The organism is Paenibacillus sp. EB106-04-04-XG159 (genome assembly GCF_058791835.1).
This window is the reverse complement of the sequence record NZ_JBYTDY010000002.1, coordinates 252,257-268,013: the sequence shown is the minus strand read 5'-3', so window position 1 is coordinate 268,013 and position 15,757 is coordinate 252,257. Positions and strand designations below refer to the sequence as shown.

The window sequence follows — 15,757 nt, the reverse complement described above, 5'->3', positions numbered from 1 at the left end:
ATACCCTAATCAATTTCCAGTGTCTTGTTGCACTTTAATGTCATTAGGCTCTTCCGAATATACCAAACCGTTCTGTGCCGCGATATCAGCGATACGATCCCAATCCAGCTTCTTTTCCTTGGTTGCTTCCAGCACTCCCGCTTCTTTCTTGAGCGCCTCTGTATCTCGCATCACTTGCTGAACATTCCGATTCGTATTATAGATTTCCGTATATCTTCCGATAATGACAATCGCAACCGCCACACAGAATATGATCGTCATCAGATATAACACTTTCTCTCTCCCAGACAGATTCGACTTACGGACGACCGTTTTGGCCGTCTCGCGATATCGTTCCTCTCTCTGGGGCTGCCGTTTCGGTTGAACGGCCAGATTGCCTCTTACATACGCCATCTTCAGTTCTCCTTCCAGTCAACTTTCTCAGCAATTCGCAATTTCGCAGAACGTGACCGAGAGTTTTGTTCCAATTCCTCTTTGCTTGGCAAGATCGGCTTGCGGTTAACCAACTCCAACGTCCCTTGATGATCACAAGTACATATCGGGAAATCAGGAGGGCAAGTGCAGGCTCCGACATACGATTTAAAGGTTTGCTTGCAGATACGATCCTCTAAGGAGTGAAATGTGATCACAGCGACTCTGCCGCCAGGGCTCAAACACCGCACCGCTTCATGAAGCGCATCTTCAAACGAACCCAACTCGTCATTGACCGCAATACGCAGTGCTTGAAAGCTTCGTTTCGCGGGATGTCCGCCAGTTCGTCTGGCAGCTGCGGGAATCCCCTTCTTCACCAATTCAGCCAGTTGACCTGTCGATTCAATTGGCGCCAGCTTGCGTTCTTCAACGATAACACGAGCAATTCGCTTAGCAAATTTCTCTTCCCCATATTCAAACAATATCTTTGAAATTTCCGCCTCTGACCATTCATTGACGATATCATGCGCAGTCAGCATACCTGTCTGATCCATTCTCATGTCGAGCGGAGCGTCATGATTATAGCTGAAGCCTCGCTCCCCTTCATCAAGCTGCGGTGAGGATACACCCAGATCGAACAAGATGCCGTCAACTTGCGGCACACCATCAACAGTAGGAACTCCAGCTTCTAATAAAGCCTGTTCCAGATGACGAAAATTAGTACGCACTAATGTCACACGATCTAAATATGGCGCTAGGCGCTTCTTCGCATTGTCATGCGCCCAGTCATCTTGATCAAGGCCGATTAATCGCCCGGCAGGAGACAGTTTAGACGCGATTAATTCACTATGTCCCGCTCCGCCTAATGTACAATCCACATATATGCCATCAGGTCGTACGGCTAAACCGTCGACGGATTGCTCTTTTAATACTGTAATGTGATGAAACAAATGCAATTCCTCCCAAATCCTCTGTATCTTTCTCAGTTGTCTGCCAGCTTGCGGCGTTAAGCGTTAAATGCTAGAAATCAAAATCAACCAATGTCTCGGCAATGTCGTTAAACGATGCAGCTGACTGATTCATATATTGTTCCCAAGCATCCTTGCTCCAAACTTCCACACGGCTCTGTACCCCTACAACCATGCATTCTTTCTCAAGCTTGGCGTACTCACGCAGATGATTCGGAATGTTTATTCTACCTTGCTTATCCCACTCGCATTCTGATGCCCCAGAGAAGAAAAACCGGGTGAATGCGCGGGCATCTGCTTTCATCAGCGGCAAAGCCTGCAGCTTCTGTTCAAGCTTCTCCCATTGATCCATAGGATAAACGAACAAACACTGATCTAGTCCTCTTGTAATGACGAAAGTGGTGCCAAGACTGTCGCGAAGCTTAGCGGGAATGATTAAGCGACCTTTGTCATCGATGCTATGTTGATATTCGCCCATGAACATTCTCCACCACTCCCCTCTATTATTCCACCACAAGTCCCCACTTTCCACCACAATGCATAACATATTCGCCACTACAACAAAAAATCCTGCTATGCAAGCAGGATTTTTCGAAAATGCATATTTATTTATTGTTCCGTGCCTTTATGCTCATCGTCACGATCCGTTCGTTGCTCTGTTACAGTTTGTTGGGACTCCTGTTCATTTCGCTTCAAAGCTTCTAAGTTAAAGGCTTGATGTCGGTTGGTCTTAGCGCCTTGCCGGTTATGTCTATTCCTGCGAATGATGAGCCAGACTGGGATGGCTAGCAGCAGGATGACGATTAGGAAAGGTGCAAGTGCCACAATGATAAGGATTACCCCTTGGACGACCGCCAATAGCCCGTCAAGACTGTCTTTCAACGTACTGCTGATCTTCTCGCCGAACGTTGCTGTCAATATATCTTGCTTCGCTGCTTTAACGGTCTCGTACATCCTTAATTCGATCGTTGACATCTCGACGTTGTTATCCAGATACCTCATACGGCCGACAATCTGCTCAATAACCTCCTGCTCTGCAGCTAATTGATTGGACAACTCTAGAAGATCCTCCGTAGTAGTCGCTTTCTCCATGTACGAGAGCAATCGAGATTCATTCACACGACGCGCTTTCAGACGCGATTCCAGATCTACATATTCTTCGGTCACATCATTAGCCGAATAGCTTCGCTCGAAGCGCAGATGCTCCAGCTTGTTGATCTGATCCAGCACCGATTGAAAGCCTGAGGAAGGTACTTTGAATACAAATGTGCCTCCTCGTTCGTATTCCGATACTTGATCATTATATTGCAGCGTGTAGCCGCCGGCCAGATGCACGATGTCGTTAATTCGCTGCTTCGCTTCTTCATAGGCTTTAACTTCCATAACCAGATTCGCCTTATAGATGAGCTTGCGATTCATCTGCGTCGGAGCTTCTGCTATGCCGCCGCCAGCAGTCTGCCCGATCGCATTTCCATTCTGATCGCTCATTTCCATCTCGCTTTGCATTTCAGCTTTTGCTTCTTCCGAACGAGGCGGCATCGCCGCTGTGTTCTGAGCACCTGAGTCGCTGTTAGCTGCCTTCTCACTGCTGCTCCCAGCGCCGCAGCCGCTCAATAGCACCGTGATAAGAATTAGCGGACATACGATCTTAAACCATACATGATGTCTGCCTGCTCTTGGATGATTGATCTTGCTTCGCTCTTCTCTCTCTGTCAAATGCATCGCAACAACCCCCTAATCTAGTTCAGAATCAGACTGCATCGGATTCCATATTTTCTCAACGCAAAAAGGCATCGATATGTTGCTGCATACCGATGCCTTACACCAATTATTTATTAGATTAATGCTCCTGCCAGCTCGATAGATAGCGTTGCTGCTCTTCACTTAAAGCATCGATCGAAACACCAATCGACTCCAGCTTAAAGCGCGCTACCTGCTCATCCAGCTCATAAGGAACATTGATTACTTCCTTGCCAAGCTGTTCATAACGTTCATTTACATATTTCAACGCCATCGCCTGCAGAGCAAAGGTCATATCCATAATTTCCGCTGGATGACCATCTCCTGCCGCTAAGTTAACTAGTCGTCCTTCTGCCAGTAAATATAGGCTCCTGCCGTCTGTCAAGCGATACTCTTCAATGTTTCGTCTTACCGTACGAATGCTCGTTGAACGTGCTGCAAGCTCCGGCTTGTTAACTTCTACGTCAAAATGACCCGCATTAGCCAATATGGCGCCGTTCTTCATCACATCGTAGTGTTCGCCGCGAATCACGTCTTTATTGCCTGTTACCGTCACGAAGATGTCGCCTACCTTAGCCGCTTCGCTCATCGCAAGCACCGTGAAGCCATCCATATAGGCTTCCACTGCTCTGATCGCATCGATCTCGGTTACGACAACATGAGCGCCGAGTCCTTTTGCACGCATAGCTACACCTTTGCCGCACCAGCCGTAGCCGACAACAACGACGGTCTTGCCTGCCACAACGAGATTAGTCGTTCGGTTGATCCCATCCCATACAGACTGGCCAGTGCCATAGCGGTTATCGAACAAATATTTGCAATATGCATCGTTAACAGCCACCATCGGAAACTCTAGCTTGCCTTCCTTCTCCATCGCTTTCAAGCGCAGAATGCCAGTTGTCGTTTCCTCCGCTCCGCCGCGAATCCGTTCACGAAGATCCGGACGCTCGGAATGCAGGATGGAGATCAGATCTCCGCCATCGTCGATGATGAGATCCGGTTTCGTTTCCAGCGCTTTGATCAGCAGCTCCTTGTATTCCGCCGGCTCCGGATTATACTTGGCATATACGGTGATACCGTCCTCTACCAGTGCCGCGCACACATCATCCTGAGTGGAGAGCGGATTGCTGCCTGTGATCGTAACTTCTGCTCCACCGGCTTGCACAACCTTGGCAAGGTACGCAGTCTTCGCTTCCAGGTGGAGCGAGATCGTTACCTTCAAGCCTTTAAACGGCTGTTCCGCTTCGAACTGCTCACGGATACGATTTAATACCGGCATGTGAGCTTGAACCCAATCAATCTTTAAGTGACCCTCTGAAGCTAAACTCAAGTCACGAATAATGCTTTTGTTAATCGAAGTTGCTGTAGACGACATCTAACGATCCCTCCAAGTAGCTTATTCATAGACATAAGATCCAAGTTCTTCGAGCATGCGGCATATGCAATTTTAATTCGTATTTACAAAGAGACGATGCGATGCTCGCCCTTCCAAACAACAGGCGTCTCCAACAGCGGCGCAAACCACTCCTTGCCATATCGGCATTCATACATCAGCGGATTCAGCACGCGCTCTTGCGGGCGGTCCTGCGGCCATAGCGTCAGCTTCAGCCGTTCCCATTGACGCACTCCTGCTTCATGCTGCTTCGTGTGAGCATCCTTCGCGCGCTGGTGCAAATAATCGATCTGCTCCAGCACCTTCATATGATTCGTGTCACCCAGCTTAGCAACAGCAGGGAGAGCTTCTGTCAGCACGGCAAGCAGGTCGCGATATTGCTCATCAACACCTTTTCGCAGTGACTCAAACCGAGAATCAAGCTGTATCTCATCCTGCTCGGACAACCAGGCTTCACGCTTCTCATCATAACGGAAGCAGATATCTTCTTCCGTCACTTCATACTTATGAAGCAGCTTCTGCAAAGTACCCTCAACACAAGTAAAGCTCATGCGCGGCCACAGCATCGGCATCCGCATATCGAGCGCGCGGAACGATTGCTTCGTCTGCGCCCAGTACGCGATCTCGCCAGGTCCAAGCACTGTGCCGAGAACTGGAAATAGAAACTCCTGCATCAGCGGACGAGTCAACACATTATTGCTGAAGCGTTCAGGATGCTGCTCCAGCATGTCGAGGAGCTCCGCTTGCGTGAAGCTCACCCTGCCATGGCGGTCAGCGTATCTGTCGCCGTCGCGCAGCAGCAGCAAACGCTCTCCGTCCTCGACGAAGAACAGGTTCGCGCTGTTCTCCGCATGCTCGGCTTGAAGCGGATAGCCCGCAGCTAATACATTCGCTTCGCTCGTCTTAACTGCGAGCGCAAGCTCATCCTGCTGCTTGATCAGCAGCTCAAACATTGGGCGCTCGATGGCTCGCAGTTCAGGCATTGCTGAATCCAACAGAATGAGGCCGTGCTTGCCGAACAATTGTCCGAGCAGCTTAGCGCATGCATCCGTTAGTGTTGCGGCATCCTGGGATGCTGCGCGCAAACGTTCTATCATCTCAGGCTTGAACTCGGAATTAGGCAGAGCCTTATCCAGTTCCTCTATCACGCGCTCCCACTCCTCTTGCGGAATCGGCAGCATACTGATAGGCGAACGCTTATCACTGACAGCACCTAAGCGAATTCGATTCAATGCAGGCTCGTTTGTCAACACATAAGTATGATTAACCTCATCGAAATCATGATCTTCACCAGCAATCCAGAACACGGGAACTACTGGTCGGTTAGTCTTATTCTCGGCCTCACGCGCCATATTGATGATGGAGATCGCTTTGTAGATCATAAGCAGCGGTCCCATAAATAGGCCGCCTTGCTGACCCCCAACTACGACAAGCGCGTCAGGATCTAACAGGCGTCCAACCGCGGCAGTAGCGGCGGGATCGGGATTAACACGTTCCTGATATGCAGTTAGAATACGCACAAGCTCTGTGCGGTCAACACGAATAGACTTCGACTCTTGCAGCCAACGAAGTCGTTCATCCCAGTCCGAGATGGGGTCATACTCATATAGATTGCTAATAATCTGATTAGTGCCATCTATGTAATCCTTATAACATAAATTGGCTGTAGGAATCGTTAAAGTGGGCCATGATAACATAATAAAGCCGCCTCCTTCTAATGTCTTGATTGTACACAATGCGGCTCTTGCTAGTCAAAGCCATTTCCTATACTTGAGCGGTATAAACGATTACACCCATGATCACTAAAAATACGTAGGATACACTCAATAAAAAGAACGAGATACGCCAACTGGCGCGAAACAGCCTCGCGCGATTGACCTTTCCATGCTTGCGATACATCGCACGTCCAGCAAATCCAGCGAAGATCAGCATCATCAGAATAATTCCATACATACCTAAAGAAGAATGAAACAACAATTTAATCAAACTTGCTACGGATGCAATCAAGAACAATGTTGTCACATCCATGGCCAGCTTGAAACTAGTCTTCTTATTGCCCGTTAGATATGACGACAACAGCCATACTGCTGCGAACGGCACAAACGGCAGCAATGCTAATATACCGAATGAATGCGTTATCCAGCTCCACATCCCCTTATAGTCCGCTCCCTTCCTAAAAAGAGTGTTCAATCGGGTTTAAAGCTCTTATAAGCAAATAGAGTGAACGCTGTACAGGTACATCTACTCCATACAGGTCGGCTAGTTTCAACAGCTCGCCTGTTATTGCTTCGATCTCCGTCGGTCGCTGCTGCAGCACATCCGCCAGCATCGAAGAAGTATTATCAGCGGTCTTCTCGCACACTTGTATAATCGACTGCCAATGCTGTTCCTGCAATTGAATGCCAATTGCCGCATAGATGCATTCGACTTCCTCGTAGACCGCGCGCATAATCTGTACTCGTTCATCACCTGCTAACAGCTCTCCATTGCGAATACGAAGAATAGCTGTCAGCGGGTTAATAACCGCGTTGATAAGCAATTTCTGATAGACCATCTCTTCGATGTTGTTCGACACAAACGTTAGAATTCCTGCCTCGTTCAGCAGATTATTCCATTCTGCAATAGACTGGATTCCATCCTCCGTAAGCTCTTTTCCGCTTCCAATCCAGGTCGTCCCATTTCCTGTATGAGAGATTCGATTAGGCGCGACTCGTTTGGCCGCTTCTGTTGTCACAGCCGTCAGCACTTGCTTGTGCGGTATAACTGCGCTTAATCTTTCGACATGCCCAATTCCGTTCTGAAAGCATACTGCGGTTCGCTGAGCTGTCGCAGGCATCTGCTTGAGCAGCTCGAGCATCTCTCCCGTCCAATGCGTTTGCTTGACAAACAGCCCCAACTTGTCCACTTTGAAGTCGGACTTCCGTATGCGTTCTGGCGCTTCAATCAGTGGGTAGGCATGAACCTTATCATGGTGCAGCACACTGCCATCGAGCAGCTCAATAAACAACCCTTCTTCCCGAAGCATCCGCGCCTGCTGCTCTGTTCGCGTCCAGATTCGTACCGACTCTGATACACCTAAGATCTTCGATGCAAACAGCAGTCCCATCGCCCCAGCTCCTACAATATCCATCATCTCACCATTCACCTCTCGAACGTTGTCATTTAACTTATTGTATATCAGCTATTAGGTATTGCGTAACATAATCCGCAATATAGAACATATTCTTGATCCAAATTCATCCGACACCAAGCCAATTCCATACAAAAAAAGCGCCTTACAGAAAGATAGTCCTTCCGTAATACGCTTCTTCTCGAACTGGCTATTCAATTCTCTCCAAATTGCCGTTCGCGTCCATGCGAAACCGCGTTTTATTCTCATCCTCGTCATCCGTCAAGATCGCTAAGCGCCGAGCCCGGTCCATAATCTGAATGAGAGCCTTATAATCATCGTTTACTGTTCGATAATCCGTCTGCACCTCATTGACTTGCTTCGAAAGAATATCATTCTCCGCTTGTAAACGAGATAGCTGTTCATCCTTCTGATCGAGTTCCTTCTCCAACAGCTTGATCTGACGAGCCAAGTCTTGAAAGTTGTTCTTCCATGACCGCAGGAAGCGTAACACCATATCCATAGAAATGGATTCTTCTGATACATCCATCTTGATAGTGTCTTCCTGTTCAGTTAGAGCTATAGATGCAACTTGCGCTCCAACGGGCTGCTTCTTCATATAATTCCGCTTCTGCCGCTGCGCTTTCGCCAATTGGATCGCGGCTTCATATTTCTTACGAACGCAGCTGTTCCAACGGAACCCGCATGCAGCTGAGGTCCGTCCTATCTTCTCTCCTACTTCTTCGAATGCAGCTAATTGTGTTCCACCTTCACGGATATGCCGGAGTGTTACCTCCGCCAGAATCAAATCATCATCTGCAGTCCAAGCATCTTGTCTAATCGCTGTCATACGCGCCCTCCTAACGACATCCATATCATTATGACTCTCGGTAATAAACCGCTTACTCCATCCCTATGCTCATGGTAGAGTTCATAGAATCTATCGGATACTAAAATGTATATCCACTTTTTCTACGAAACATACGTACCTCTTGCAATACAATATCCATGACCTATGTCACAACTGATAACGTATACATAAATTGTTCTTAGATTCGACACATTTACAGTTTACACCAATTCGTATAGAGCTTATAATGTCATTAGCAAAATATGGATGGCCGTATCGAGAGGGGGATGAATCATGGCACGTATGTTTCGCGTACTCGGCTTCTGGACGCTGGTATTTGGTTTAATGGCCTTTGCCGGGGACTTAACTGAGATGGCATTACTGTTCTTCATGCAAACGGCGGTATTCGTATTGCTGGGCTATCTTAAACTGTCTGAACGTACATACATCTTAAGCTTTTGGGCGTATATGGTTATCTGCTTCGTCGGTTTCTCGTATTGGACCGTATTCGAGATGACTAACCCATATTAATCTGCCGCATATATGGATAAGGGGCTGCCGTCACAATGACGACAGCCCCTTGTCTATTTATTTGCTAAGTCGCAGCACCTTGAATCTCTCACTCATGTGATCCGACAACAGCAACTGTCGAATGGCACGATTACGCTTCGCGGCTTCACTAAAGGGATCGCGCGCATCGTGATTGCGGAGCTCATTCAGAAGCCCATTGTCCAGCAGATACTGCTGCTGGCTAATGAGCGGTTGAACCGTGCAGCCCGCCTCTATGAATGCGGCTTTATACACATCAAAGTCCACAAAGGATGTGATATCCTGTGTTCCAACGTTTATATAGGGATTATCATGCGCCTTATGGCGACAATAGCACATCAACGTGCCATTCATTCGATAGGGAGCCGTCAATTCCTCGCTTATATCTCCATAATCGATGTATACTCCCTCTACCTCTTGTAGTGCTGACCACATTTTCATAACCCAAGCTGCGCCTTCTATGTGAGCATCATATATTTGACCGTCATGCAGTTCAATTCGATGCTTCTCGATCCAGTTAATGACCTCCGCCTCCGCGGGCTTCCACACCTCAACAGGCGAATTCGAAGCTTCATTCCACCCGACATAAGCCATCTCGAGCATATCCCCTTGAAGGCGCACGCGTTCGACCGGCAAGGCATCCAGCAACTCGTTGGCGATGATAAATATCGGCTTCCCGCTATTAACCGCTGTGTCGAGAACGTCTTGTTCCTCCCAAGCCGCGACCGCGCCGCCATCAACCTCAATGCCCATTGAGTGAAGCAGATCTCGCGCCTGCTCCCGATGATAGGGACTCGTCTCTACCATTGCATAGCAGGAGGGACCCTCCTCCTGTGTACGCCATAGACTAATCAGCTGTGAAGCCAGCCTTCCTGTGCCAGCCCCCCACTCAACGACAGTTATTTCAGACAGCCGCCAGCCTCTTGCTCGACAGCGTTCATGAATGTCGTTCGCAATCATCTCGGACATGATAGAACCGATCTGCACACTCGTATAAAAATCCCCCTCACGACCAACCTTCAGACGATCCGCACGATAATATCCTAACTCTGGCTCATATAAGCAATTTGACATATAATTAGAAAATGGCATGAGATTGTCAGGGAAATGCGACAGTTGTTGCTTGATTCGATTCATAAGCTCGATTGAACTCATAGATTTCATCCTTTCACTCGAGATATGCGGCAATATCTGCAAAGTATCCTCATCGCTGCAGATAACCATTTTGACAGCTTGGTCATGTCTTAACTCCATCAGACATACGATGATATTGTGTTACGAAGGAACAGGGGGGGTTCTCGATGAACAAGAGTAAACGCACCTCAGCCGCCTTTATTCTTATTTGTGTCATTCTCTTTCTAGCAGCTTTGATTCCAACCGATTCATATGCTGAGCCCTTACAGCCGATTCCGTGGGACAGCAGCTTACAATCGGAAGAGCTTCAGAACTTACTGCAGCAGAGCTTGTCCATTCAAGAGCTGGATGCTGAAATATCTCGAATCTCGGCTAGGGCTGATGCGGCAGCCAAGAAACGAACCCAGCTTGATGCTGAGCTTGCTGTTCAGCAGGAACAGCTGGAAGAGAAGCAGGAGATGACCGGAAGGGCGCTGCGCAGCTACTATATGGGTGAGAAAGATCTAATTCTGAGAGCAGCGTTATCAGCTGACAGCTTGTCGGATATGTTTCGATTAATGGACTACTATATCTTTCTATTAGATAACGACAAGCGGACACTGGACGCATACAGCGACAATGTACGCAGCATCTCGAAGCTGCGAAAGGAGCAGCAACAGCTGGAACAAGAACTGACTCAGGTAAAAGAGCAGCTGTTAGATCAACGTGAGCGCCTGGTCAAACTTGAACAGGATCTCGATCATAGTGTCACGAACAGCAGCGATCCTGAGGCAATGCGCCAGTTGATTCAGGAGTTCAACGCATATTGGCAATCCGTCGGTTTGTTTGAAGTCAAGCATTATTTCAGTGCAATCGCGCAGGCGATGCAGAAGCTGCCAGAATTTATCACGAAGAACGGCAACCTCGTATCCAATGGTTTAAACTATACATTAACCATTAAGGATGAAGAACTCAATCAATTTTTGCAGTCACAGGATCCGATGTTTAAGGACTTCGCGTTCGTCTTTAAGCAAGACAGCATTGCGGCTGTCGGTAAAAGGGACGGCATTCAGGTATATGTGGAAGGACGGTATACGCTCGAATTCGAGCCTGAGCACGCGATTCGTTTCCACATCGACAAGCTGCAGTTCAACGGTTTGACGCTTTCTGAAGCGACGCGCAATCAGATGGCTGAGCAATTCGATCTCAGCTTCTATCCTCAGCAGCTCGTTAAATTTATCGAAGCGACTGAAGTAAAGCTAGAACCGGGCTTGCTCACTGTAGAGCTCCAAGTAAAGTTGTAATCACATAGAAGCTTCCATCTTCCCCTGAATAGGTGAAGGCGGAAGCTTCTATTTACGATACAGGTTCAAGCCACAGCTGATTCCACTCGTCAATAACCTGCTCTTCTGCGGCATATTCTTTAACCCACTGAAGCACACGACCTGACCATACTTTCAGCTCATTAGAACGAAGCAGCAATTCCCGCAGTCCCTCATGCCCTTTTACAAATATAGACGGCACCCGAGACGACATGAGCGGCCAAGCCTGCTCATACACCTCCCGATTAGCTGGCAGAAGTGCTACTGCATCCATCAAGTCCAATTGGATAGAGCTTTGCAGCATGTAGGAGATCCAACGTATCGCTTCACTCTCAAGCTCCGTATTAGCGGCTATGACATAGCTGCTGCTTCGCACCCACTGACTGTAAGGAGGTGTTATGGATTGCGGCTCCTCGATCACGAGTGAACTTTTCAGGTTCAACATCGCCTCAGAGTAAGGTACGACCGCAAATATAATGTCACCCTGCTCCAATCCATCCCACAGCTTGCTGCGTTCCACTTCCGCAAGCGGCTTAAATGCGGAACGGTAAGGCGACCATGCCGTAAACATCTGCTGCCACGGTATTACCTTCCTTTCCGCGTTCGGCTTCGTTACATTGGAGAACGTCTGAGGAGCTTCTATGTATTGCTCTTGCGGCAGGATGATGCCTAGACGCCACAACAGGGACAACAGCGCAAAAGGATCGTCCTCATACCAGGCGAACCATGTTTCTGGAGTCCATTGAGCCTTCTCTTCAGGTAACTCGCCTTCTTGTCCAAGCACAACTTCTTCTTTAGGCGCCGTTACTATTCCTTCTTCGTTATTCGCGCTCTTAACGTCAGAAGCACCGCCACCCAGCAGTTCCTGCCACTGAATCCAAGTTTGAGGCAAGCTGGCACGATCGCTATGCTCCTTCCATACCTTCTCGTTCCATACGAGGACATAGGGATCGATGTAAGCGGGTACTGCCCACGTAAAGCCGTTCCAGCGCGTATAGTCTGTCATCCAATCCGGTCCCGCTTCTAAGCCATTCATCGCCTGTTCATTAGGCAGAAGCCAGCCTCGAACCGCTAATGGCTTTACATCTTCACTATTCACTAACAGCACATCCGCATTTTGCTGCAGCTTAAATTGCTCTGCCAAGCTAGACTGCGTCCGTTGATTGTTGAGATTCCTCAATTCCACTTTGATTCCATAATCTTCTGTAAACATCTGAGATAGCCGTCGCATCTTCGTATATACGAGCGGAGATACGTTAACATCGACTCGAAGAGTCTTATTGTCATAGGCATGCTCCAGCTCCGGCATACGAGTCGGACCTTCAGTCTCATTAAGCACAGGTGTATTCGTAAACAATGTCGTACTCCTGAACTGTGAGATTAAGAGCAATGAGATGAGAATCATGATGACCGCAATGAGTGTATTTTTCGTACTTGGCATCAGATGCTCCTTCCGTACCGCGTATGAAGTGATAATCCTATATTACCATTGTATACCAATCTTGTCCTTCTCTTAACACAGATCTCTTCTAATCGACTTCACTGCGCTAAGATATAGACAGACGGGATTCAGTGACCTGACACATCACACTCGATACTCGATCACTTAGCACCTCATTATATGATAGCGATTACAATCGCGGTTGTACAGGTAGTTTCTTGCTCTGTAACTGGCTATTTCCCCGTTATCTCACCTTCCAAGCCGCACCGACTCTCAGTCTTGCTACTGTAAGACGGTTTTTACCTGTTATCTCGTCTCACGACCTGGATTCTCGCTCTGTAACTGGCTAATTCCCCGTTATCTTATTTACCGTAGGCACACTCATATAAATGAAAAACCTAACGAGGCTGAGTCAATATATCGAGTTTGGTGAAAATGTGAGATAAGCCATTATCCATTACCTCGTTGATTCCTGAATGTTCAAGACAGCCAACTAGAAGCCGATTCCACCCGTGCAGCAACCTCTATCAGGCGGCCACAACCAAACGAACACAGATAACGATTTCGACCTTAACAACGAACAAAAAAAGGGCCTTAACCAAGGCACCTTTGAGAAATGGAGTCCATATGATACACATATTCTCTATAGCTTCGCGACATTAATTCATTTGAAATATACTGCCCTCCAGCTACACGTTAATGAATGCTACAGCAAATCCGCCGCAAGTTGGGCCAGCTTCGAGCGTTCGCCCTTCTCTAATGTTACATGACCGCTTATAGTCTCCGACTTAAAGCGTTCAATCAAATAAGTGAGACCATTGCTCGCAGAATCCAAATACGGATGATCGATTTGCTCTGGGTCCCCCATCAGTACAATCTTGCTGCCTTCTCCAACACGAGACACGATCGTTTTGACCTCATGCTTCGATAAGTTTTGCGCCTCGTCAATGATGATAAACTGCCCCGGAATCGAACGTCCGCGAATATAAGTAAGAGCTTCCACCTGAATGCTGCCCATTCCAAGCAGAATCTTGTCAATGTCGCCCGCTTTCTTCGTATCAAACAAATACTCCAGATTGTCATAGATCGGTTGCATCCAAGGACGAAGCTTCTCTTCCTTCTCACCAGGCAAATATCCGATATCCTTCCCCATCGGCACAACCGGCCTTGCGATAAGCAGCTTTTTATACTTTCGCTCATCCTCTACCTTCATCAAGCCGGCAGCAAGAGCGAGCAGCGTCTTGCCCGTACCTGCTTTACCCGCTAAAGTAACTAATGGAATATCATCATTCAGCAGCAATTCTAGCGCCATACGCTGCTGTGCATTGCGCGCTGTAATCCCCCACACTGGATCATTGCTCAGAAATAATGGCTCAAGCTTAGCCATCTCTGCGTTTACCTTCAGCAGGGCTGATTTGCTCGTTCCCATCTCATCGCGCAGAATGACGAACTCATTGGGGTGGAACTTCATTTTCACAGCTAGATTCTTTATCTGCAAATAACGAAAAGTGTAGAACTCATCGATCACTGCGGGGTGCACATACGTAGTCACATGACCACTGTACAGCTCATCGCCAGAGCGAACCGTCAGATCGGATAAATAATCCTCCGTCAACAGTCCAAGCACATCCGCTTTCACACGTACGAGCACATCTTTGCTCACCAGTACCACTGACTTTGGATTCTCTTGCTCAGCCTGTTCAAGCATATAATTAAGTGCAACCGCTAAGATGCGGTTATCATTCGACATTTCACCAAACATTTCTTGAACCTTGACGAAGCTGCGATGATTCAACTCCACCATTAAAGTTCCACCGTCTGGTAAGGGGACGCCGCTATGCAAATGCCCTAACTCACGCAAGCCGTCTAATAACCTTGAGACTGTTCTTGAGTTGCGACCGATCTCATCCGCATTCCGCTTCTTCGAATCGATTTCCTCAAGCACAACTGCAGGAATTACGACCTCATGGTTACCAAAGGCAAACAGCGCGTTCGGATCGTGCAGAAGCACATTTGTATCCAATACAAATATTTTATTCATAGCTTCCCCTCCGCTTGAGCAGCACAGCTCATGGCACTCGATCTGCGACATATCTTGGGTGAACTAATCGCTTAACGCTAATCGTATTGAACGTCGCTCACATGTACTGTAGTGGCTATGCCGCATACTTGTTCTGTAGCTTGAAGTGATACAATTCATCATACATAAAGCCGAGAACCTTCTTATCCCTATTCATGATGAAAGGCAATTACGATCCCTTGATGAAGAGCGTGGAACGATCTGGTGAGCAACGTGCCTTATTTGAGCTGTCAGCAGAACAGAGACAAGCCTCAATAAGTACGAAAAGCCTAGCGGATCACCCGCTAGGCTTTCTTCAATGCAGCAAACACCTGTCTGTCCAGCTTGTCGGCTGCACGCTTATCATAAGTTTTCTCATATTCCGGATGCCCAGTCAGCCGCGCACCATAAAACATTGCATCGCGTACATGGTCAATGTGAATATCGAAGCAAGCAAGCTTTAACGGCACATCGCTAATCGGTTCCATCACGAGCTCACTGCGACCGTAGATCGCCGTCACCGTATTCAAGCCGAATACAGTAATAGACGTCTTCGGTTCCGCCTTCAGGTTCGCAACAAGGCGTGAGCGCATGTCAAGTGCAAATCGGATCGTATTCGAATCCTTCGCATAGACCCATGAAATGGCGCTCGTTGTAGGACCTCCCGCTTCCGCGTCAATAGTGTGCAGAAGTACAAATGTTTCTGTCTGCAGTTGAGTGAATAAAGCCTCGTTCAGAGCAGCATTGTAGTCGGACATCTTCTTACCTCCTATGACGGTTCAGCGATTCAACAGTTCAAGGA

15 protein-coding genes are annotated in these 15,757 nt (G+C 47.9%); 2 read left to right on the top strand and 13 right to left on the bottom strand.

Going from position 1 to position 15,757, the window contains the following annotated elements:
• Positions 1–9 precede the first annotated feature (9 nt).
• From AC3WTP_RS03400 to AC3WTP_RS03360, 9 genes are all read right to left on the bottom strand, one after another.
• On the bottom strand, positions 10–393 hold the full coding sequence (locus AC3WTP_RS03400; RefSeq protein ID WP_492393168.1) for an FtsL-like putative cell division protein: 384 nt from the start codon (positions 391–393) through the stop codon (positions 10–12).
• A 2-nt stretch (positions 394–395) separates the two neighbouring features.
• A complete protein-coding gene (gene rsmH, locus AC3WTP_RS03395) occupies positions 396–1,361 on the bottom strand; it encodes a 16S rRNA (cytosine(1402)-N(4))-methyltransferase RsmH (RefSeq protein WP_492393167.1) in 966 nt (321 codons plus the stop codon).
• Between the two features lie 70 nt (positions 1,362–1,431).
• Entirely contained in the window at positions 1,432–1,863 is a 432-nt protein-coding gene (mraZ, locus tag AC3WTP_RS03390) for a division/cell wall cluster transcriptional repressor MraZ (protein WP_458568685.1), read from the bottom strand.
• Between the two features lie 125 nt (positions 1,864–1,988).
• The gene (locus AC3WTP_RS03385; RefSeq protein WP_492393166.1) at positions 1,989–3,101 is read right to left on the bottom strand and encodes a DUF4349 domain-containing protein; all 1,113 of its coding nucleotides are present in this window, start codon (positions 3,099–3,101) and stop codon (positions 1,989–1,991) included.
• A 118-nt stretch (positions 3,102–3,219) separates the two neighbouring features.
• Positions 3,220–4,494, bottom strand: a complete 1,275-nt coding sequence (locus AC3WTP_RS03380) for an adenosylhomocysteinase (RefSeq protein ID WP_492393165.1) — start codon at positions 4,492–4,494, stop codon at positions 3,220–3,222.
• An 83-nt stretch (positions 4,495–4,577) separates the two neighbouring features.
• Positions 4,578–6,209, bottom strand: a complete 1,632-nt coding sequence (gene bshC, locus AC3WTP_RS03375; protein WP_492393164.1) for a bacillithiol biosynthesis cysteine-adding enzyme BshC — start codon at positions 6,207–6,209, stop codon at positions 4,578–4,580.
• 67 nt (positions 6,210–6,276) lie between these two features.
• A complete protein-coding gene (locus AC3WTP_RS03370; RefSeq protein ID WP_492393163.1) occupies positions 6,277–6,663 on the bottom strand; it encodes a DUF3397 domain-containing protein in 387 nt (128 codons plus the stop codon).
• Positions 6,664–6,685: 22 nt separating this feature from the next.
• On the bottom strand, positions 6,686–7,645 hold the full coding sequence (locus AC3WTP_RS03365) for a ketopantoate reductase family protein (RefSeq protein ID WP_492393162.1): 960 nt from the start codon (positions 7,643–7,645) through the stop codon (positions 6,686–6,688).
• A gap of 187 nt (positions 7,646–7,832) precedes the next feature.
• Positions 7,833–8,471, bottom strand: coding sequence for an RsfA family transcriptional regulator (locus AC3WTP_RS03360; protein WP_492393161.1), 639 nt, complete (start codon positions 8,469–8,471; stop codon positions 7,833–7,835).
• A 294-nt stretch (positions 8,472–8,765) separates the two neighbouring features.
• Between AC3WTP_RS03360 and AC3WTP_RS03355 the strand changes: the two genes are divergently transcribed.
• Complete coding sequence (locus AC3WTP_RS03355; protein ID WP_458568678.1) at positions 8,766–9,002, top strand: DUF2626 domain-containing protein; 237 nt, start codon at positions 8,766–8,768, stop codon at positions 9,000–9,002.
• Positions 9,003–9,059: 57 nt separating this feature from the next.
• Here the strand turns inward: AC3WTP_RS03355 and AC3WTP_RS03350 are convergent, their stop codons facing one another.
• Positions 9,060–10,175 (bottom strand): class I SAM-dependent methyltransferase, encoded by a 1,116-nt coding sequence (locus tag AC3WTP_RS03350; RefSeq protein WP_492393160.1) that lies wholly within the window; start codon positions 10,173–10,175, stop codon positions 9,060–9,062.
• Between the two features lie 146 nt (positions 10,176–10,321).
• On the opposite strand from AC3WTP_RS03350, the gene AC3WTP_RS03345 reads away from it, so the two are divergent.
• On the top strand, positions 10,322–11,437 hold the full coding sequence (locus tag AC3WTP_RS03345; RefSeq protein ID WP_492393159.1) for a hypothetical protein: 1,116 nt from the start codon (positions 10,322–10,324) through the stop codon (positions 11,435–11,437).
• A 52-nt stretch (positions 11,438–11,489) separates the two neighbouring features.
• Here the strand turns inward: AC3WTP_RS03345 and AC3WTP_RS03340 are convergent, their stop codons facing one another.
• From AC3WTP_RS03340 to AC3WTP_RS03330, 3 genes are all read right to left on the bottom strand, one after another.
• Positions 11,490–12,896, bottom strand: a complete 1,407-nt coding sequence (locus AC3WTP_RS03340; protein WP_492393158.1) for an extracellular solute-binding protein — start codon at positions 12,894–12,896, stop codon at positions 11,490–11,492.
• A 706-nt stretch (positions 12,897–13,602) separates the two neighbouring features.
• Positions 13,603–14,937 carry a PhoH family protein gene (locus tag AC3WTP_RS03335; RefSeq protein WP_492393157.1) on the bottom strand — a complete coding sequence of 445 codons (1,335 nt, stop codon included), beginning with the start codon at positions 14,935–14,937 and terminating at the stop codon, positions 13,603–13,605.
• A 323-nt stretch (positions 14,938–15,260) separates the two neighbouring features.
• Complete coding sequence (locus tag AC3WTP_RS03330; protein WP_492393156.1) at positions 15,261–15,713, bottom strand: pyridoxamine 5'-phosphate oxidase family protein; 453 nt, start codon at positions 15,711–15,713, stop codon at positions 15,261–15,263.
• Between the last annotated feature and the right edge of the window lie 44 nt (positions 15,714–15,757).

Coding starts and splice junctions, on each gene's coding strand:
- AC3WTP_RS03400 (WP_492393168.1), bottom strand. CDS start 393: ATGGCGTATGTAAGAGGCAATCTGGCCGTTCAACCGAAACGGCAGCCC.
- mraZ (WP_458568685.1), bottom strand. CDS start 1,863: ATGTTCATGGGCGAATATCAACATAGCATCGATGACAAAGGTCGCTTA.
- AC3WTP_RS03385 (WP_492393166.1), bottom strand. CDS start 3,101: ATGCATTTGACAGAGAGAGAAGAGCGAAGCAAGATCAATCATCCAAGA.
- AC3WTP_RS03380 (WP_492393165.1), bottom strand. CDS start 4,494: ATGTCGTCTACAGCAACTTCGATTAACAAAAGCATTATTCGTGACTTG.
- bshC (WP_492393164.1), bottom strand. CDS start 6,209: ATGTTATCATGGCCCACTTTAACGATTCCTACAGCCAATTTATGTTAT.
- AC3WTP_RS03370 (WP_492393163.1), bottom strand. CDS start 6,663: ATGTGGAGCTGGATAACGCATTCATTCGGTATATTAGCATTGCTGCCG.
- AC3WTP_RS03365 (WP_492393162.1), bottom strand. CDS start 7,645: ATGATGGATATTGTAGGAGCTGGGGCGATGGGACTGCTGTTTGCATCG.
- AC3WTP_RS03360 (WP_492393161.1), bottom strand. CDS start 8,471: ATGACAGCGATTAGACAAGATGCTTGGACTGCAGATGATGATTTGATT.
- AC3WTP_RS03355 (WP_458568678.1), top strand. CDS start 8,766: ATGGCACGTATGTTTCGCGTACTCGGCTTCTGGACGCTGGTATTTGGT.
- AC3WTP_RS03350 (WP_492393160.1), bottom strand. CDS start 10,175: ATGAGTTCAATCGAGCTTATGAATCGAATCAAGCAACAACTGTCGCAT.
- AC3WTP_RS03345 (WP_492393159.1), top strand. CDS start 10,322: ATGAACAAGAGTAAACGCACCTCAGCCGCCTTTATTCTTATTTGTGTC.
- AC3WTP_RS03340 (WP_492393158.1), bottom strand. CDS start 12,896: ATGCCAAGTACGAAAAATACACTCATTGCGGTCATCATGATTCTCATC.
- AC3WTP_RS03335 (WP_492393157.1), bottom strand. CDS start 14,937: ATGAATAAAATATTTGTATTGGATACAAATGTGCTTCTGCACGATCCG.
- AC3WTP_RS03330 (WP_492393156.1), bottom strand. CDS start 15,713: ATGTCCGACTACAATGCTGCTCTGAACGAGGCTTTATTCACTCAACTG.